The 19,395-nt window shown below is 41.4% G+C and carries 16 protein-coding genes and 2 tRNA genes; 9 read left to right on the forward strand and 9 right to left on the reverse strand.

The features are described 5' to 3' along the window. Nucleotides 1-4 precede the first annotated feature (4 nt). From tusA to AC21OH_RS11755, 5 genes are all read right to left on the reverse strand, one after another. Nucleotides 5-289: a sulfurtransferase TusA gene (gene tusA, locus AC21OH_RS11735; protein ID WP_487369785.1), complete on the reverse strand. Its 285-nt coding sequence runs from the start codon at nt 287-289 to the stop codon at nt 5-7. Between the two features lie 67 nt (nt 290-356). Then, complete coding sequence (locus AC21OH_RS11740) at nt 357-848, reverse strand: hypothetical protein (RefSeq protein WP_487369784.1); 492 nt, start codon at nt 846-848, stop codon at nt 357-359. A gap of 108 nt (nt 849-956) precedes the next feature. Next, on the reverse strand, nt 957-1,448 hold the full coding sequence (gene ruvX, locus AC21OH_RS11745) for a Holliday junction resolvase RuvX (RefSeq protein ID WP_487369783.1): 492 nt from the start codon (nt 1,446-1,448) through the stop codon (nt 957-959). 82 nt (nt 1,449-1,530) lie between these two features. Next, a complete protein-coding gene (locus tag AC21OH_RS11750) occupies nt 1,531-2,094 on the reverse strand; it encodes a YqgE/AlgH family protein (protein WP_487369782.1) in 564 nt (187 codons plus the stop codon). A 337-nt stretch (nt 2,095-2,431) separates the two neighbouring features. After that, entirely contained in the window at nt 2,432-4,333 is a 1,902-nt protein-coding gene (locus AC21OH_RS11755) for a DNA repair protein RecN (protein ID WP_487369781.1), read from the reverse strand. Nucleotides 4,334-5,250: 917 nt separating this feature from the next. Between AC21OH_RS11755 and AC21OH_RS11760 the strand changes: the two genes are divergently transcribed. Then, the gene (locus AC21OH_RS11760; RefSeq protein WP_486535140.1) at nt 5,251-5,583 is read left to right on the forward strand and encodes a pyrimidine/purine nucleoside phosphorylase; all 333 of its coding nucleotides are present in this window, start codon (nt 5,251-5,253) and stop codon (nt 5,581-5,583) included. Between the two features lie 275 nt (nt 5,584-5,858). Beyond that, on the forward strand, nt 5,859-6,653 hold the full coding sequence (gene rlmB / locus AC21OH_RS11765) for a 23S rRNA (guanosine(2251)-2'-O)-methyltransferase RlmB (RefSeq protein ID WP_486535139.1): 795 nt from the start codon (nt 5,859-5,861) through the stop codon (nt 6,651-6,653). A 125-nt stretch (nt 6,654-6,778) separates the two neighbouring features. Here the strand turns inward: rlmB and coaE are convergent, their stop codons facing one another. The 4 genes from coaE to pilB form a co-directional block, all read right to left on the reverse strand. Continuing rightward, nucleotides 6,779-7,429 carry a dephospho-CoA kinase gene (coaE, locus tag AC21OH_RS11770; protein WP_487369919.1) on the reverse strand — a complete coding sequence of 217 codons (651 nt, stop codon included), beginning with the start codon at nt 7,427-7,429 and terminating at the stop codon, nt 6,779-6,781. 210 nt (nt 7,430-7,639) lie between these two features. After that, on the reverse strand, nt 7,640-8,536 hold the full coding sequence (locus AC21OH_RS11775) for a prepilin peptidase (protein WP_487369780.1): 897 nt from the start codon (nt 8,534-8,536) through the stop codon (nt 7,640-7,642). 127 nt (nt 8,537-8,663) lie between these two features. Then, nucleotides 8,664-9,887 (reverse strand): type II secretion system F family protein, encoded by a 1,224-nt coding sequence (locus AC21OH_RS11780; RefSeq protein WP_487369779.1) that lies wholly within the window; start codon nt 9,885-9,887, stop codon nt 8,664-8,666. A gap of 63 nt (nt 9,888-9,950) precedes the next feature. After that, nucleotides 9,951-11,663, reverse strand: a complete 1,713-nt coding sequence (gene pilB, locus AC21OH_RS11785; RefSeq protein ID WP_486535136.1) for a type IV-A pilus assembly ATPase PilB — start codon at nt 11,661-11,663, stop codon at nt 9,951-9,953. Nucleotides 11,664-12,270: 607 nt separating this feature from the next. On the opposite strand from pilB, the gene tpiA reads away from it, so the two are divergent. From tpiA to infB, 7 genes are all read left to right on the forward strand, one after another. Then, nucleotides 12,271-13,143, forward strand: coding sequence for a triose-phosphate isomerase (gene tpiA, locus AC21OH_RS11790; RefSeq protein WP_487369778.1), 873 nt, complete (start codon nt 12,271-12,273; stop codon nt 13,141-13,143). A 62-nt stretch (nt 13,144-13,205) separates the two neighbouring features. Beyond that, a complete protein-coding gene (secG, locus tag AC21OH_RS11795) occupies nt 13,206-13,553 on the forward strand; it encodes a preprotein translocase subunit SecG (protein WP_486535134.1) in 348 nt (115 codons plus the stop codon). 332 nt (nt 13,554-13,885) lie between these two features. Beyond that, nucleotides 13,886-13,970, forward strand: a tRNA-Leu gene (locus tag AC21OH_RS11800). Nucleotides 13,971-14,158: 188 nt separating this feature from the next. Further along, nucleotides 14,159-14,235, forward strand: a tRNA-Met gene (locus AC21OH_RS11805). A gap of 141 nt (nt 14,236-14,376) precedes the next feature. Next, complete coding sequence (gene rimP / locus AC21OH_RS11810) at nt 14,377-14,877, forward strand: ribosome maturation factor RimP (protein WP_487369777.1); 501 nt, start codon at nt 14,377-14,379, stop codon at nt 14,875-14,877. A 144-nt stretch (nt 14,878-15,021) separates the two neighbouring features. Further along, nucleotides 15,022-16,509 (forward strand): transcription termination factor NusA, encoded by a 1,488-nt coding sequence (gene nusA, locus AC21OH_RS11815; protein ID WP_486535132.1) that lies wholly within the window; start codon nt 15,022-15,024, stop codon nt 16,507-16,509. A gap of 17 nt (nt 16,510-16,526) precedes the next feature. Further along, nucleotides 16,527-19,250, forward strand: coding sequence for a translation initiation factor IF-2 (gene infB / locus AC21OH_RS11820; RefSeq protein WP_487369776.1), 2,724 nt, complete (start codon nt 16,527-16,529; stop codon nt 19,248-19,250). Nucleotides 19,251-19,395: the final 145 nt, after the last annotated feature.

Consider the following 19,395-nt stretch of genomic DNA (forward strand, 5'->3'; position numbering starts at 1 on the left):
TCCTCTAACTTTGCTTCTTTTGAATGACATAACGATACAAGGTGTCAGTGTGATTGGTGCTGTCGCCGTCGGCATTATCAGCTTTGGTTTCTTCAATCAATGTATGCCCTAAATGACGACAGAAGTTAGGAATGTCACGAGTGGTGGCAGGGTCAGTGGCTAAGACTTCAATAAGCTCGCCGCCTGAAGCCTTACGAATGGTGCGGTGCAATAACATAACAGGTTCAGGGCAGATAAGACCTTGCGTGTCTAAATGATGTTGAATACTTGTTGTGTTTGGCTCAGTCATGGTATGTCTCATTATAGGTAATAGGAATGACTAAATAGAAAAAACTATAAGGTAAATTGCATTTTAATTAGAGAGTGGGGGTATTAACGGCGCTTTGAGCAGATATAAAGTTAAAAAAACGCTTAAAGGTGGCTTGAAACCAATAAGCCACGCCAATCCACGCCGCCATTGCCAGCCACAACCAATCCGATAACGAAAAAAGCAGGCAAATAACTAATAATAAGCTTGCGCCGCCCACACTGGTCAGCAGCATTGAGGGCTGACTAAGACGGTAGCGATGCACCAAAAATGCTTGGTACAATGTCATCGGTATGGTCAAAGCCACTAATACATAGGGTAAATAGTGAAACAGTAAATATAAATTGCGACTGCCATGAAACATCTCTAAGCTTGCCAATGTACCAAAAACCACAAACGCAAATATGGCTAACACAATTAACAGTATGGAGAATTTATTAAGCTTTCGGGCACCACGTAAGGCCTCTATCGCCAGTGGGGGAAACCCAGCAATACTATTGCTAGACTCAGAAGGTATATGCGGATTGTTTTCTATACTCATGTTGAGGCGCTTCATTGATTGATGGGTTGATAGTGAATAGGTGCTAAATAAGCGGCCAATAGTTGCTAAATAGATGCTGAATAGGCTCTGAACATCGGACGCTTTACGCTAAGAATGCTGATAGGTTGAAATATCATGTGCGTATTTAGGGTTGGTGAAATACGTACGTAGCAACAGACAGGCTGATATGTCATCAATCGGATCACGGTCATCTTTAATGAGACCCAGCTCCCACGCCATTTCACGAGCTTCGATAGACGTTAAACGCTCATCAAACAGTTGTACCGGAACTTGCATATGCTGCTCTACAAGACGATGCGCTAAGCGGCGCGCAAACTTATGAGCACGTTTGGCAAGCATTGAGCTACTGCCATCCATATTCAGTGGCAAACCAACCACGACCTTACCGATCTTCCACGTGTCGATGATGCCAAGTAGGTTGTCCCAGTCTGCTGGCTGTCCATTATTCATGGCCAATATTTCAAACGGGCGCGCATCAAGTGTGACCGTATTGCCTAATGCCATGCCCATTTTTTTTACGCCATAATCAAGCCCGAGAAGTACGGTATTCTGAGTCTGCGCATCGTCTGAATTTGTCATTTGCGTATGTACTTTTGCTATCAATTAATTAAAAGAATAGAAATTTATAACATCGTTATGACATTATAATGAGCTGCAGCGATTAAGCGTGGCCAATATCATCGCTTAAAAAGGGGAAGTTAACCCCTATTTTCTCAGCAGCAACGTGCCAGCGGTCTTCAAACGGTGTCTCAAATAATAACTCCAAATCGGCAGGGCATACCAACCAATCGCCTTGATTTATCTCTTTTTCCAGTTGGTTTTTGTGCCAACTGGCGTGGCCAAGGCATAAGTGATAATGCTCAATACCTTCGCCACTGGCAATTCGCTCTAAGATGTCCTTACTGGTGGTAATCGAGACGTTCTCAGAAATCCCAAATGATGACGCCCAATTGGGTTGTCCTGTATGCAGTACAAAACCAACCTCAGGAAATACAGGCCCGCCATCAAGCGGAAAGTCTTGCATTACCTCATCATTAGTAACGTTGAGTTTTAACTCTTTGAGAAGTTTGCCCACTTTTGTACTTACAATAGGGCGATTAACCACCAGCCCCAATACGCCATATTTGTCATGACGACAAATATAAATAAGCGTATTCGCAAAGCGCTCATCAGGCATCTGCGGCGAGGCAATTAAAAAGTGATGGGTCAAATTTGCAGTAGTCATAGATAGTAACGTCTTAATCAAGGGTTTATGCTAGGGCGTGTCTTCAATTGGATTATATGGCTAAAGGTGAGATAGCTTTTTGTCAAACAAGGATAATTTTGCCGATAATATAGATATATTAGCTAGAAATTAGACACAGTTTGGCGAAAATATAGCCATCTTTTAGCCCATGAATCTTAAAGTTCCAAATGAAGACACGCCCTCGCTAATAAATCTATATCCTAATATATGGGGGTAATAACCAAAAAAATAGTATTTACGAGCGTTTGGAACTTTTGATGAGCGTTTACGAACTTTTAGGAGCATCAAAGCTCTACTTTAGCGCTAGTTTGACACGTCAGTTTGTCACATCGGCAAGTAAACTGCGGGCATGCTCCCGGGTAACGTCAGTGATATTGACACCGCCTGACATTCGAGCCAACTCATCAACTTGGGCATCACCCTCCAAGATCTCTATCTGACTGGTCGTTTGACCCTCTTCGGTATCATGATGCTTTTGTACCAAAATATGCTGATGCGCTTGTGCAGCAACCTGCGCTTGGTGCGTAATGGCTAACAACTGACGGTGTGTGCCAAGCTTACGCAGTAGCTCACCCACAACTTGAGCAGTACCGCCACTAATGCCGACATCTACCTCATCAAACACCAACATAGGCTGCGACGCCGCTTCTACAGTATCTGCCGCTTTATGAGACTTATTATCAGACTTGTTATTCGAGCTGACGTAAGCGTCTTTTACAGTGTCTTTTGCATTACTGCCTGGGCTGTCTTGTCTGTCGGTAGCTAAGAGCACCTGCATAACCAGCGCCATACGTGATAATTCGCCGCCAGAGGCAATCTTATACAAAGGCTGCATGGGCATACCCACATTGGCGCTAAACATAAGCTCTATATCATGTATGCCTTGTGCATTATACTGCTCGGCCTTTTTATCTTTGAACACAAACTCGCATCGAGCGTTTGGCAACGCTAATGGAATAAGCTGAGCCACAAGTTTGCTGCTGATAGCAGGGGCGATTTGTTGACGGGCATCACCTAGCTGCTTAGCGATATCGATATACTCATCCCATGCGTCTTTAATTTGTGCTTCGATGATCTCAGAGGTTGGCTGGTTAACCAGCGTTTCTAATTCATCCTGCCATTCGCGAGCTTCTTGTACCAAACTTGTAGCAGGTAGGCCGTGTTTACGCGACAGACGATGGCCCAAACTAATCAACGTGTTGAGCTCTTCTAGACGTTCAGGGTCAGGAAGCTGCTGCTCAGCATAATCAGTCAATAAAGCAGAAGCTTCGCTAATGTGCTGCTGAGCCAAATGCAGAGACTCGCCAGCTTGACTAAATGTGGCGCTAACCTCCGACTGATTGTCGCACAAGCGAATGGCACGTCCTAATAGGTCTATGGCGGCAGGCTCATCCAGTTCATTATCCAATAGTTGAACGGCTTGACTCGCCTCTAACATCAAGGCTTCAAGGTTAGACAGCTCATCATGCTCAGCTTCAATTTGCTCATAGTCAACGGCAAGTAGCGGCTCTATATCCGCCAATTGGCTTTTTAAAAGCTCAATGCGGTCATTGCGGTGCGCTTCTTTTTCAGCAATTTCATTGGCTTGGCGTTTAAGCTTTTGGTAGCTGCGAAACGCCTGTTCAGTCTGTTTGGCTAACGGCTTTAATACGGCAATACTGTCCAGCCAATCTACAACAAACTGTGGCTTTAATAATGCCTGCTGTGCATGCTGGCTGTGGATATTCACAAGCATAGTGCCCAGCTCTTTAAGCTCATTAATACTAACTGGCGAACCATTTAACCATGCTTTTGAGCGGCCATTACTACTCAATTGACGGCGAATCATCACCTCACCATCAAACTCTCTTTCATGGTCTATAAACCAGCGCTGAATGGCTGTCAGCGTATTGTTAAAATGGCTATCTTTATTGTCATTCGTATTCAATGACGCGTCCTGCACTGAGTCTTGTTCGATAGCAGGCTGCTCTATATTATCAATATTTGAGCGGATATTAGTATCGATATCAAACTCAAATTGAGCATAGATATCCGCATTGTCTTTACCATGTCTGACCATACTGGTATCTGCACGGCCGCCTATACAAAGGGACAAGGCGTCTAATAGTAAAGATTTACCAGCACCTGTTTCGCCAGTGATGACATTAAAACCACTGTTTAGAGAAAATTCGTGATGATTAATCAGCGCAAAATTTTGCAGTGTGAGCGAAGTGAGCATTAGCAATCTCAAAATATTTACGTTTAATTTAAGAAGTTTAATTTAAGAGCGGTTCAAAAGATAGGTTAAAATTATAAAGGTATCGTATCGTTATGAAGGGCTAAAAGCAAACGCAGCAACGTATGAGTTTATGACTTATCCACATACCTTATAATGAATAAGAGCGACCTTTTTAGCATACTCAATTATATATAGACGTTTGACTTTGTTGTATGGCATTGTCTGTTTATATATAAATGACTAGGGGTAAAGGATCATATAACATACTAGGCTGTAATATAACTAGGGGGTAGGTTATAGGTTTTGCATAAAGGATGCTGTCGCTAGTTACTTAACTAGGTACTTAACTATATACTTCACTATATAACAATGTAACGTTATAATTTTTATAGGGAAAGTATAGTATTAGGGGCTGTATAGAATTGATTCATGGAACTGGCAGTGGCTAATTTTTAGTCAATATGCAGGGAAATTTTCGCAGCTTAGTTGTTCTAAGTTAGATAATTTCACAATTTATTGGCAATAAATAGCCCTGCCCTGTAAGGCTGATGCTAAAATTGCCCCAAACGTTGTTGTAAACCTAGCTAAGGTCTAGACATTATCAGCGGTTTACGCCTAGTTTGGAACAATTTTAGCTATCAGCAGTCCTAATTAATCAATTCTATACAACCCCTAATTAATTGATTCCCTGCCTTTATTTATACTGCCGCTAATATGGTGACAAGTTTTATTATTAGTTAACATTTATACTTAAAAAAACGCTAAAAAATTAGCAGCTGTCACAAACTTATAGGTAATATTGTGGTAGGATTGAATAACAAAATCATAGTACCAATATGATTGGCCTTTAGGCTTATTTTTATCTCATTTAGGCCCACGATAAATATTAAGTATAGATTAAAATTAAGGAAGCCCCCATGCCGTCGACTTATGACCAAGTTTCTGTCGTAAAAAACGCCACCATTTCTTATGATGGGCGTTGTAGTAGCCACACTGTACTATTTGAAGATGGTAGTAAAAAGATGCTAGGCGTTATCCTACCGTGTGACGAAAGTGTTTATGAGTATGAATTTGCGACCCACACCTCTGAAAGAATGGAGATTACCAGTGGGGAATGTGAAGTAAAAATTACTGGTGAAGAAGACTTCACCTATTATCGTGCAGGTCAAGCATTTGTCGTGGCAGGGGACAGTAGCTTTACGCTAAAAACAGATCAAATTGTTCAATATATTTGTCATTTAGAAGGCTAGTAGATAACAGGTTACTAGATAAAAGTCCGATCTAGGGTTTAAAGATCTAATGATAGTACCTAAAAATGAATAACCCTATCTACGACCAAATGTTAACGTTAAACAGAGTAATAGCGACGAGTAAAACGATAACATTTAGTATAATGATAACGCCCAACTTCGATGTGGGCGTTATTTTTTTAAGATAGCCACTAGTAAGATAGCCACAAGCAAGCTATCAAATCAACTTAGCAGCGTATTATAGTGACAAATAAAGTCAAAAAATAAGGTGTTTTATGGCAAAGCCAATATATTTTTATGGTATTCACGCAGTTCATGCATTGTTATCTCACCGTCCTACCGATGCCGTAGCATTGTTTGTACAGCAAGGGCGTCATAGTGACTCTCAAAACGAAACCGAGTCAACTTATAATGAGATATTACAACTTGCTGAACAAATGGGCGTGAGCATTCAAGAAGCCAGCCGTGATAAATTAACCACTTTATGTCATAGCCCGCAGCATCAAGGGGTTGTTTTGCACGCACGCCCACTGACAATGGCAGACGAAGGTAACCTTACGTCTTTGACAAAAGCAGATAACGCTTTGTTTTTAGTTTTAGATCAAATTACGGATGCGCACAATTTAGGCGCTTGCTTGCGAACGGCCGCTGCAATGGGTGTTGACGCTGTTATTTGCCCCAAACACCATTCTGCAAGCTTGACCCCAACCGTGGCTAAAGTCTCCGTCGGTGCTATGGAGATCATGCCGGTCATTGCTGTGACGAATTTGGCCCGCAGTATCGAGAGCTTAAAGCAAGCGGGTGTGTTTGTTTATGGCACGGCATTAGATGACACGGCTAAACCACTAGCAAAAGTGGATTTAACAGGAAAGGTGGCTATTATCATGGGCTCAGAAGGCGAGGGGATGCGCCGACTGACAACGGAGCGCTGCGATGAGCTGGTATATATCCCCATGTCAGGTAACAAACACGGTTCGCTACAAAGCCTTAATGTGAGTGTGGCGACAGGAATGGCACTTTATGAAGTCAGTCGTCAGCGCGACGCTCAAAAAGTCGCACTTAATAAATAGCATCACTTAATTCAAATAGCTCTTATTAAATCTTATCAACTAACGCTTAGTCTCAAAAGATCTAGTTTAATAGCTCTTTGTTATAAAAACTCTCTAATTTAAAAGCTGTCTAGTTGAATAGAGTTTTAGGGTTTTATTTTTTTGATATGTTTATAGCTCTCATGTAGCGGCTTTAACTGTTCATATAGTGCAGCTAAGTCGTTTTCATTGGTGACCACATCATCGGCATGTCTAAGGCGCTCTTGGCGAGGCAATTGATTGGACATAATGGCTTTTATCTTCTCAATACTTTGAGTGTCACGGCGGCTGGCACGTTCAAGTTGTGTCTTTTCTGATACATCGACCACCAGTACCCTATCGCATAAGGCGACAAGCCCTGCTTCATAGCTTTCTAATAATAATGGGGCAGACAAGATGACATAGTCAGAAGTAGAGGCAGATAATTGTCTTTTAATCTCTTTACGAATCGCCGGGTGGGTAATGGACTCTAAGGTTAATAAAGCAGAGTCATTCAAAAATACATGTTCACGGATTGCTGATCGATCCATCTCTCCAGTCTCATCAACTACCCAGTCTCCTAAGGCTTCAGACAGCTTTTGCAGGGTAGGGCTGCCTTTTTGCATAATCTGATGAGCCACAACATCCGCGTCAACCACATCGATACCTTGAGACGCAAACCAATCTGAAACTGCTGTTTTTCCACTACCAATACCACCCGTTAAGCCAATGATAGGTTTATCGATATAAAAGTTTTGAAACTTCTGCGGAGCATCGATGGTGTCAAGATAGTTATCTTGTATATCACGGCTAGTAGGGTTATTAAAGCTATCACGGCTATTAGAGCTATTTGGATTATTGGAGTTGTTATTGGAGTTGTTATTGGTCATCGAAGCGGGTTGTGACTGTGCAGTAGGATGTGTCATGTTAATACCTTAAAACGGGCTTACTATGAAATGCAGCAATAGTCTGCCTGAACCGAACAGACCCTAGTATTGTCCCAAATACCACTGCATTATTGGTTGGCCATACAGCAAGGCGATGATACCAGCTATTGCGATAAATGGACCAAACGCAAAGGGCCGGCTCTCACCACGTTGTTTCATTAATATGACTCCAATAATAGACCCGAGTAGCGAAGATAGCAATATGATAAAAGGTAACATTGCTGGCCCAAGCCAAGCGCCAAGCGCTGCTAATAGCTTGAAGTCGCCTTCGCCCATGCCTTGTTTTTTGGTGAATAAGTAAAATACTTTAACCACTACCCAAAGGCATAGGTAACCTAAGATTAATCCCCAGATAGACTGGGTAGGTGAGACAAACCAGCCTTGAGAATTTATAGCAAGACCCAGCCCCATTAATAAAAAAGTTAACCTGTCAGGCAAAAATTGGGTGTCAAAGTCTATGCCCGCCAGCGCAATTAATATCCATACCAATACAAGGGCTGCAATAGCACTGAGCGTTACCCCAAATGCGATAATCACAGCGATAGATAACAGGGCAGTGACTATTTCAATAAACGGATAGCGCGGGCTAATGTTGTTGTGGCAGCTTGTGCATTTACCCCGTAACAACACCCAACTAATGACAGGAATATTTTCAAACCATTTGATTTTATATTGACAATATGGGCAATGAGAGGCAGGAGCTGAGAGAGTAATGAGGGTGTCTTGATTGACAATTTGGGCAATAGGCTCTACAAGTGTTTGGGGGATATCATCTTGGCTACTTAGTAATTCTACCGAACCTGCACGCCACTGCTGCATCATGGTGAGGGGGATACGATATATAACAACGTTCAAGAAACTACCAATACACAGCCCTAAAGCACCAAAGAAACAGATAGCAGCGACCATATTATCTTGAAGTAATTGCCAAAAATGCATAGCATCGCCTTAGAATTCGATAAAAAGCCCATCAGTACAGCACAAACTGATATATAGCTAACTTTTAAAAAACTAAATCTTTGATAGAACTGACCCGTTATATAACCGCGTAATAAGTTTTAAATAATTAGCCAATAACAGAGCCAAGTTGGAAGAAAGGCATATACATCGCCACCAATAAGCTCCCTATTATTATTCCTAAAACAACGATGATAAAGGGTTCTAACAAACTGGTTAAGCTATCTACCGCATTATCAACTTCATTTTCATAATAAGAAGCAACTTTATCTAACATCTCATCTAAACTGCCTGATTCTTCACCAATGCTGACCATTTGTAGCGCCATCGTTGGGAATAAATTAGTGCCGCGCATCGCAAAGTGCAACTGCTGACCTGTAGACACATCGTCTTTGACTTCCTGCGTCGCTTCATAAAAGACATGATTATTAGTGGCATTTGCTGTAGCATCTAGGGCATCAATGAGCGGAACACCAGCAGCAAATGTAGTGGATAGGGTTCGTGAGAAACGGGCGACAATGGCCTGATAGGCAATCTTTCCTAAAATAGGTATTTTTAAGGTGATTTTGTCCAAGGTATGACTGAAGTTTTCATTACGGCGTCTGGCTTGTATGAATGCCACAATAGCAACTAAAATAAAAGCCAATAACCAAAACCACCAGTCTTGCACCCATCTCGATAACGATAACACAGCTTGCGTAAATGCTGGAAGTTCAGTATTAGCAGAATTAAATAATTCCTCAAATTTGGGTATAACCCATATTAACAATATCAGAGTTACTACGAAAGCAACCAATATAACCGCGATGGGATAGGTAACCGCTTTTTTGATTTTAGACTTTAACAGCTCTGTTTTTTCTTTGTAGGTTGCCACACGATCCAGCATGGTCTCAAGTGACCCTGAGCGCTCACCTGCTTCAACTAAAGAGCAAAATAAGTTATCAAAATACTTAGGATGCTTACGCAAAGCGCCAGAGAAAGTAGTGCCGGATTCAACTTCTGCTTTGATATCTAATATGACTTCTTTCATACTTGGATTATCAACCGACTCAGCCACAATCTCGAATGACTGAACCAAAGGTATCCCAGCTTTCATCATTGTAGCAAGCTGGCGAACAAAGATAGAAATATCAAGCGACTTAATACGTCTTTTTACTTCAAAAATTGGTTTTGGCTTCTTTTTGATACTGGTTATGTTGATGCCTTGCTTACGCAATTGAGCTTTAGCAAGCTCCATATTTCTACTGGTCAGCTCGCCACTAACTTTGTGCCCACGGCTATTAGTACCATTGTAGATAAAGTCTAGCAGCATCTCTGTCGCGGCTTTTGCCATTTGTCATATCCTTTGTTCAACCGCAATTTAGCGTAAAATTAAACAGTTTATAAATGTGTTCGATTATTCAGAAGTAATGCGGTACATTTCTTGAATACTAATGATACCTTCTAATACTTTCATTATGCCAGCCCGTCTTAAGTCTTTGAAGCCATTTTTTAAAGCAGCCGCTTTAATATCGATGGCATTTCCGCCTTGCATAATGATTTGGGAAATACTGTTATCCACTTTCATCACTTCATAAACCCCAACTCGGCCTTTATAGCCTTCTCGACATTCACTACATCCTACCGGTTCATAAATAGTATATTTAGGGTTATTAAGCTCTGATTCTTTAAACCCCATCTCTATTAAACTAACTTTTGGAATTTTGGAGGGCTGCTTGCAATGAGGGCATAAGCGGCGCGCCAAACGCTGCGCCATAACTAAAGTAATAGACGTGGCAATATTAAAGTAGGGCACACCCATATGATGTAATCGAGTAAGCGTTTCAGCGGCTGAATTGGTATGTAAAGTAGACAGTACCAAATGCCCAGTTTGCGCAGCTTTAATGGCGATATCAGCAGTCTCTAGATCACGAATCTCGCCGACCATGACAATATCTGGATCCTGACGCAGAAATGACTTTAGGGCAGAGGCAAAGGTTAGGCCCACTTTATTGTTCACATTGACTTGATTTATCCCTGGCAAATTAATCTCAACGGGGTCTTCTACCGTCGATATATTGGATTCTACCGTGTTTAAGATACTCAGCCCTGTATATAAAGAGACCGTTTTACCCGAGCCTGTAGGTCCTGTTATCAATATCATACCTTGTGGGCGATTTAGAGCATCCAAGAACATCTCTTTTTGCGTAGGATCAAAACCAAGCGCGTCAATACCTATCATCGAAGAAGAGGGGTCTAAGATACGCAGTACTATCTTTTCACCATATAAAGTAGGTAGCGAATTTACGCGAAAGTCTATGGCGCGATTCTTAGATAGCTTAAGCTTGATTCTACCATCTTGGGGCACACGACGCTCAGAGATATCCATCTTCGACATGACTTTTAGACGGGCCGAAATTTTGGCTGCCAATTGTACAGGAGGCGTAGACATCTCATGCATAATACCATCAATACGAAAACGTACCCGATAAAACTTCTCATAAGGCTCAAAATGTAAGTCAGAGGCGCCCATACGAATAGCATCTACCAGCATCTTGTTGACAAACTTAACCACAGGCGCTTCTTCAACAGCTACTGCTACTCTGGTTTCTTCTATATCATCTTGAGTATTAATATCTTCAATATCAACAGCCAGATCGCTTTCACTAAAGCTGCTAAATACATCCATTGAATCAGAATAGACTGAATCAATAATGCGTTGAAGCTTGGCTTCTTCTACCACGACGGTCTGCACTGTAAGACGAGAACTAAACTGAATGGCATCGATAGCGTCAACACGAGCAGGGTCGCTCATCGCTACGTATAGCCGCTGTCCTCTGACAAATATAGGTAAAGCATTGTGGTTTCGAACCAGTTTTTCACTGATAATGTCTTTGGGAATGGTGTCAATATTGATCTGATCAATATCAAATAAAGGATCACCAAACTCATTAGAAATATGCCAAGCTAATCTGTCAGCGCGAACAAGTTTATTGTCATTGATATAGGACACGAGGCTTTTATCTTGCTTTGCTGCTTGTGTCACCGCTTCACTCATTTTATCGACGCTTAATAGTCGTGCGCTGACAAGTCGCCGAGCAATGGCATTATGTAAAAAGGGTTGTGACATACAAGCTTACCTATATTAATTGTTATTTAAAGATAATAGTTATCTAAAGATAATAGTTATTTAAAACGAATAGTTATTTAAAGCCATCATGTCCAAAAGCTTTATATGCAATTCTGCATTTTTTTACTATGTACATTGTAAGATAAAATGCTTACGGTTAGAACAGGCAGTGACAATATAGTCAGCAGAGATTAAAGTCTGTAGAGATTACGGCCATCAGATGTCACAACCTATTAATAACAGAATCGATAATTAAAATAGCCAGCAAGTATTAAAGATTCTAAGATATTCGCCCCAAATATTTAATTAGTTCGACTCCCTTTGAAGCCATTGGATTAAAGCATAACTACGGCTGATAGATACCTCTTAATAAAGTCTAAATCTGTTGTTTAAGACTATGATATAATTCAAAGCTACTTATTATTTAAACGACTATGATTTGAGCGGCTTATGATTTAGGCGACTTATGATTTAGGCGACTAGTTATTTAGACGACTAATCTAAGCTGTTTATACCAAGATTCTTATATAGGCTGCTTATTAAAGCTAATTAAGCATCATTGGTTTCAATCAGATTACGATACATTTATTTTATTTGAGAGGGTGGTATGACGCCTTGGATTATTGGAAACTGGAAATTAAATCCTAAGTCGCAAAGCGAAGTTGAGGCTTTAATTAGTGGATTGGCAAGCCGAATGGCGACCTTTTCTCAAAGAGGCAAGGCATTAAAGTGTCATGTGATGGTTGCACCCAGTTTTTTACATATCTCCAAAACCCGTGATGATATTGAGCAGCATAAGGCAGCTATAAAATTAGCTAGCCAAGACGTTGCGACCTTTTGTGAGTCAACAGGTGCCTATACAGGAGATGTGTCTGCCGCTCAATTAAGAGATATGGGCGTACAGTGGGCCATAATCGGTCATTCTGAACGCCGTCAGTATCATAAAGAAGATAATAAGATATTACTACAAAAGCTTCAGCACTGCGCCGCTCAAGACTTAGGCGCTATTCTTTGTATTGGGGAATCAGAAGCCGATTTTGAGTCTGGTAATACTGAGCACGTTATCGCACAGCAGCTTGTTGTCGTTGAGCAATTCTTAAAAGCACTTAATGTTGACGCTAATATTGACGCTAAAAACGACACTAGGAACGAAGTTGATAAGAGTGATTCAAAACCGTCCTCAAGACAGCAGTACATGAGTCAGAAGTTTATTGTGGCATATGAGCCTGTGTGGGCTATAGGCACCGGTAAAGTGCCTAGTGTGGATGATGTCGAAAAAGTACATGATTTCATTCGTAAGCGTTTGGAATCGTTTGGCTCTGATTTGATCGATACCCCTATCATTTATGGCGGCAGTGTAAAACCTGACAATGCAGGCGACTTTGCTAAGCTTAAAAGCGTTAATGGGGTGCTGGTCGGCGGTGCTGCTCTTAACCCAGATAGCTTTATTGAGATTGCTCAATGTTTTAATGGTTTATAATCCATTAGATTTTATATACACCCTAAACTTTCATAAATTTTAAAGTATACGTAAGGCAACACATGTTTAACATTATTCTAGCCATTCATATTATTGTGGCTATTGCTATGATCGGACTTATTCTAATTCAGCATGGCAAGGGCGCAGATGCTGGCGCGTCTTTTGGTGCAGGTTCTGCGGGTACTGTATTTGGTGCAGCAGGTAGTGCAAACTTCTTGACCCGTGCAACGGCTATTTTGGCGGTTATATTTTTTAGTACCAGTTTGACGCTGGCTGTGCATGCACGCAAACAAGCTGAAGGTCAATATCAGTTGGATGTTCCAGCAGCTACCCAAGTTCCTGTCACGCAAACCCCAGCTGCTGAAACGCCGGTATCAGACCCCCAAACGACTGAAACGCCGGCTTCTTAAAGTCGATTAAAATACAAGGTGTGATTATAAGATGCGACTTAGATATCTTATGATATAAATACCTTATATAGTCGGTGTTTAAAAACAAAACATGTATTAAAGAAATATGAATAGTCGATTAAACAAGATATCTTTGGTTTTATTGACAGTCACTCTATTCGTCAAACCAACTCTATGTATTAAAATAGGTTGCACCAGTTTCCAAACACGAGTAGAATGTGCAACCTAATTTAGTCATAAGTAGTTAGATTAAATCACGTACTTAAGCCTCCTCAATAAGTTAAGTATCGCGCTGACTACCTATAGATTAGAATAAGCATAGATTCAAATAAGCGATTGTGGTGGAATTGGTAGACACGCCATCTTGAGGGGGTGGTAGCGCAAGCTGTGAGGGTTCAAGTCCCTCCAATCGCACCATCATTTAATCTTGCAAAGTGATGATATGATAGGTTTGTATTTTGGTTTTCTATATCTAAATAGTGTTGAGTATCTAATTCATAAATTTAGATAGACTAGGAATGAATTTAAGACACTAAGCGTTAAATTAATTATTTAAGTGCTTGACAGTCATAAGGTTTATCCCTATAATAGTCAGCCTAGATTGATGCGGGGTGGAGCAGTCTGGTAGCTCGTCGGGCTCATAACCCGAAGGTCGTTGGTTCAAATCCAGCCCCCGCTACCATTTTTTATTTCAATCTTATCTTTTATTTTACCCACCATTATTGTTTGTGGGTTTTTTTGTATCTGTTATTTTTAAACTGCTCAATTTTCATATTGTGAATTTATAATAGATACTTTTATCTATGGAATAAATATATCATTTATGAAATTATCAAATAAAGTTACCCAATTAACAGATCTTATAGCATCTGCAGTAGCAGCTTGCGATGTGGCGCTTTGGGGTGTGGAGTTTTTGCCTCAAGGTGGGCGGTCTTTATTGCGTATTTATATCGAAGCTTTACCAGAAGATAAAGCTCAAGACAAGCAAGTAACCATTGAAAACTGTGCAGCAGTTAACCATCAAGTAAGTGGTATTTTAGAAGTACATGACCCAATTGCTGGCGAATATGTATTAGAAGTGTCCTCACCGGGTCTCGATCGTCCCTTCTTTTCTCCTGAACAGATGGCAGATTATGTAGGGCAGACTATAAGTTTGCGTTTAATTCGAGCGATCGGTGAAGGAGATACAAAACGCCGTAAAGCAACGGGTAAACTTGAAAAGCTTGATGACACTCAGCTATCTATAGTCACTGCTGATGGTGAGCAGTTTGATATCGCGCTTGATAATATCGATAAAGCTAATTTGATCTATCAGGAAGTATAACAGTTTATTGAATTAGCAAATTTAGATAGTCATATATGTAAACACTGTAATAAATTTAAACATCAAAGCTATTAAGCCTACGATAAAATACAATTAATTAATTTCTGCTGCTTTTATATTTAAGTATGCAAGTATAGGTGTCTAATGAGTCGAGAAATTTTAACAGTCGTTGAAACTGTCAGTAACGAAAAAGGGCTAAACCCTGAAGATATCTTCGAAGCTATCGAAGAGGCGTTAGTGGTTTCAACCAAGAAAAAAGTATATACAGATCAGCCAGAAGTTACCGTACGTGTTGAAATTAATCGTGACACTGGTGATTATGATACGTATCGTTATTGGACGGTTGTGGCAGATGAAGATCATGAGATGCCTGCGTGCCAATTAGCAATAACTGATCTTGATCAAGACGAATGGTCAATCGGTGATGTAAAAGAAGAGCAGATTGAGTCGATTGATTTTGGTCGTATTGCAGCGACACAAGCGAAGCAAGTTATCATTCAAAAAATTCGTGAGGCAGAGCGTGCATTGACCGCTGATGCTTTTGAGCCTAGAATTGGCGAGATGATGTACGGCGAAGTTAAAAAACAAACGCGCGATGGCTATATCATTGATTTAGGAGATAATGCTGAAGGTTATCTATCTCGTGATCAAATGTTGCCACGTGAGCAACTACGTCCTAAGTCACGGGTTAATGCTATTTTGTACCACGTCAACCGTGATAATCGCGGTGCGCAGTTATTGTTATCTCGTGCTAGCCCAGAGATGCTAACTGCACTGATGAATAAAGAAGTACCTGAGATTAACGAGCAAATTATTGAAATTCGTGATGTGGCGCGTCAGCCGGGTGTCCGGGCTAAGATTTCTGTCAAAACTAATGACCATCGTATCGACCCAGTCGGTGCTTGTATCGGTATGCGCGGTACCCGTATTCAAGCCGTACAATCTGAACTTGATGGTGAGCGTATTGACGTTATCGTATGGTCAGATGACCCTGCACAATATATTATTAGTGCGCTAGAGCCAGCTGATGTTAGCAGTATTATTTTAGATGAAGATGCAAAAACTGCAGATATTATCTTTACTGCAAATGATCAGTTAGCCCGTGCAATTGGTGCTCAAGGCCAAAACGTTCGTTTAGCTTCTGAGCTAACTGGATATAAATTAAATATGATGCTTGAGGAAGAATACCTTGAGCGACAGCAAAACGAAACTAAAGCGTATTTAGATTTGTTTTATAATCGACTTGAAGTTGATGAAGATTTAGCGCAAGCATTAGTGGATGTAGGCTTTACCAGTATTGAAGAGGTTGCTTATGTTCCTGTCGAGACATTCTATGACATCGAAGGACTTGACGACGAATCTATTGAAATGATTCAAGAACGTGCAAAAGACGTCGTGATTGCTGATGAGCTTGTAAAACAGCAAAATATGAAAGAGCCAAGTGATGAATTGCTAGCGATGGAAGGCATGACCACTGATTGGGCTTATAAAATGGCGCAACGTGACATTATCACGGTTGATGACTTAGCCGAACAAGCTGTATTTGATCTTGAAGACATTGAAGGTCTTGATGAAAAGACGGCAGGTGAGCTCATCATGAAAGCACGTGAATCTTGGTTTAATGAAGAATAATTAATAGGTGACTATAAATGGCAGATAAGACCGTCAAAGAATTAGCAGACATGGTAAGCAAAAAAGTCAGTACGCTACAAAAGCAACTGGTTGATGCTGGGCTGCCTGCTCGTGGCGAGGATGACGTGGTCACCGAGCGTGAGCAAGAACAGCTGGTAGCCTACTTAAAGCAATCGCATGGGCAACAGGACAAACGTCGTATCAGTCTAAAATCTAAGACGACAAGTACTGCGCGCGTTACTGGATCTTCTGGTAAATCTAAAAGCGTAAATGTTGAAGTGCGTAAGAAAAAAGTATTTGATAAACCTGATCCAGTAAAAATTGCTGAAGAAGCTAAAAAGCGTGAAGAAGCGGCTAAAGTTGCACAAGAGCGTGCAGCTGAAGAAGCTAAGAAACGTGCGCAGGCTAAAAAGGAAGCTGAAGAACGTCAAGCGGCGACTCTGGCAGCAATGCGTGCAAACTTAGGAGGTGGCTCATCATCGAAAGAATCTAATGATGAAGTCTCTACGGTTGTCGTCAAAAAAGGCAGTAAAGCGGAAGCACAAGCTAAGAAAGATGAAGCGCCTAAGAAGAAGACTGCACCTACTAAGCCTAAAGTTGAAACAAAAGCCGAGCGTAAAGAACGCGAAGCTCGTGAAGCCGAAGAAGAACGCTTGCGTAAGATTGAAGCTGAAACTCGCCGCAAGCAAGCTGAAGAAGCTCAGAAAAAGACGCTTGAGCAAATGCGTAAAATGGCAGGTAAATATAGTGATAAAGAGCCAGTTGCTGAGGTTCGTAAAGATGAGCCTTTGGCTGAAGGTCTGGTTGGAGAAGCACTTGAAGAGTCGTTTGAAAAAGAACGCCGTGAAATCAAGCGCGGTTCTTCTAGTACTGCCACACGTGGCCGCCGCCGTAAAGGTCAAGAAGAGCGTGAAATTCGTAACCGTAAGCATGGCTTAAAATCAAGTCAATCTGCTCAGCATAAATTTGAAAAACCTGTTGAAAAGATTGTACATGATGTTGAGATTCCAGAGCAAATAATGGTTTCTGATCTTGCACAGCGTATGGCGGTTAAAGCGCGTGAAGTGACAAAACTGCTTATGAAAATGGGCGAAATTGTCGGCGCAGACGATGAGATTGATCAAGCAACGGCAAGTTTAATTGTGGAAGAGATGGGTCATAACCCTGTTCCAGTTAGTGATACTAAAGTGGAAGATGACTTACAAGAAGCGGTTGAAGAACGTCGTGGTAATGTTCAGACACGTCCCCCAGTAGTTACTATTATGGGTCACGTTGATCATGGCAAAACATCCTTACTTGATAAGATCCGCGAAACCAAGGTAGCGACTGGCGAAGCCGGTGGTATAACCCAGCATGTTGGTGCTTATCATGTCACAACTGATCGTGGTTTGATTACCTTCTTAGACACGCCAGGGCATGCGGCATTTACCGCCATGCGTTCACGTGGTGCTCAAGCGACTGATATTGTCATTCTAGTTGTGGCTGCTGACGATGGCATGATGCCGCAAACCGAAGAGGCTATCGATCATGCACGAGCATCAGGCACTCCAATTATTGTTGCTATCAACAAAATGGATAAAGATTCTGCCGATCCTGATCGTGTACTTAACGAGTTAACCACCAAAGAAGTGGTTACCGAAGCGTGGGGCGGTGATACGCCAGTGGCTAAAATTTCAGCCAAAACAGGTGAAGGTATTGATGAGCTACTTGAGCTAATTAATCTTCAAGCTGAGCTTATGGAGCTTGAAGCGCCTACAGATGGTGCAGCTCAAGGTGTGGTCATTGAGTCTCGTTTAGAAAAAGGTCGTGGCCCTGTTGCTAGTATCCTAGTTAAGAAGGGTACCTTGAATCAAGGTGATCTTGTTCTAGCCGGTGAGTATTACGGTAAAGTACGCGCCATGATTGATGAAAATGGCGAGCGTGTTAAATCTGCAGGACCTTCTATTCCAGTAGAAATCCTAGGTCTTCCAGATACGCCTGCCGCAGGTAGCGAGTTCTTAGTGGTCTCAGATGAGAAGAAAGCACGAGAAGTTGCTGAGTTTAGAGCCAATCGTGAGCGTGAAGAGCAGCTAGAACGTCAGAATAAAATGCGCTTAGAGAGTATGTTTGAGCAAATGGGACAAGATGACTTGTCTTTCTTAAACATCATTCTTAAAACCGATGTGCGCGGTACGCTTGAAGCCCTACTTGCCGCCTTAAATGAGCTATCTACCGACGAAGTTAAAGTACGTGTGATTAGTTCAGGGGTAGGCCCAATCGCTGAATCTGATATCACATTAGCTGAATCTAGCGAAGCGGTACTATTAGGATTCAACGTACGTGCAGACAGCGCTGCAAAACGTAAAGCTGATGAAGCTGGTATTGATATTCGCTACTACAGCGTAATCTATGGTTTAATCGATGATGTGAAAGCGGCGATGAGCGGTATGCTATCCCCAGAACATCGCGAGAAAATCTTGGGTATTGCTGAGGTACGTGAAGTATTCCGCTCTAGTAAGTTTGGCGCAGCAGCAGGGTGTATGGTTGTTGAAGGTACTATATATCGCAACAAGTCTATTCGTGTACTACGTGATGACAAAGTTGTGTTTACCGGTCAGCTTCAATCATTACGTCGATATAAAGACGACGTGAACGAAGTACGCGCTGGTATTGAATGTGGCTTGGCAGTACGTGGCTACGATGTAGAAGTAGGCGATAAGATTGAAGTCTTTGAGATTCAAGAGATTCAGCGTACTATCTAATATATTTAAATAGGTTATAAAGACCTATCAGGTCATCCTGTTAGGTCTTTTTTTATTATCTTTTTAAACATTATTTTGTTATGCCAAATCTGAGAATTAACATATCGAGAAAAATGAGTGCAAACGCTCAAGTAGTAGGTTAAGC

It is taken from the genome of Psychrobacter sp. CX10, from assembly GCF_057621575.2.

Coding starts and splice junctions, on each gene's coding strand:
- AC21OH_RS11780 (WP_487369779.1), bottom strand. CDS start 9,887: ATGGCAAAAGCCGCGACAGAGATGCTGCTAGACTTTATCTACAATGGT.
- rimP (WP_487369777.1), top strand. CDS start 14,377: ATGAAATTATCAAATAAAGTTACCCAATTAACAGATCTTATAGCATCT.
- tpiA (WP_487369778.1), top strand. CDS start 12,271: ATGACGCCTTGGATTATTGGAAACTGGAAATTAAATCCTAAGTCGCAA.
- tusA (WP_487369785.1), bottom strand. CDS start 289: ATGACTGAGCCAAACACAACAAGTATTCAACATCATTTAGACACGCAA.
- nusA (WP_486535132.1), top strand. CDS start 15,022: ATGAGTCGAGAAATTTTAACAGTCGTTGAAACTGTCAGTAACGAAAAA.
- AC21OH_RS11775 (WP_487369780.1), bottom strand. CDS start 8,536: ATGCATTTTTGGCAATTACTTCAAGATAATATGGTCGCTGCTATCTGT.
- pilB (WP_486535136.1), bottom strand. CDS start 11,663: ATGTCACAACCCTTTTTACATAATGCCATTGCTCGGCGACTTGTCAGC.
- AC21OH_RS11755 (WP_487369781.1), bottom strand. CDS start 4,333: ATGCTCACTTCGCTCACACTGCAAAATTTTGCGCTGATTAATCATCAC.
- AC21OH_RS11740 (WP_487369784.1), bottom strand. CDS start 848: ATGAGTATAGAAAACAATCCGCATATACCTTCTGAGTCTAGCAATAGT.
- infB (WP_487369776.1), top strand. CDS start 16,527: ATGGCAGATAAGACCGTCAAAGAATTAGCAGACATGGTAAGCAAAAAA.
- rlmB (WP_486535139.1), top strand. CDS start 5,859: ATGGCAAAGCCAATATATTTTTATGGTATTCACGCAGTTCATGCATTG.
- secG (WP_486535134.1), top strand. CDS start 13,206: ATGTTTAACATTATTCTAGCCATTCATATTATTGTGGCTATTGCTATG.
- AC21OH_RS11750 (WP_487369782.1), bottom strand. CDS start 2,094: ATGACTACTGCAAATTTGACCCATCACTTTTTAATTGCCTCGCCGCAG.
- AC21OH_RS11760 (WP_486535140.1), top strand. CDS start 5,251: ATGCCGTCGACTTATGACCAAGTTTCTGTCGTAAAAAACGCCACCATT.
- ruvX (WP_487369783.1), bottom strand. CDS start 1,448: ATGACAAATTCAGACGATGCGCAGACTCAGAATACCGTACTTCTCGGG.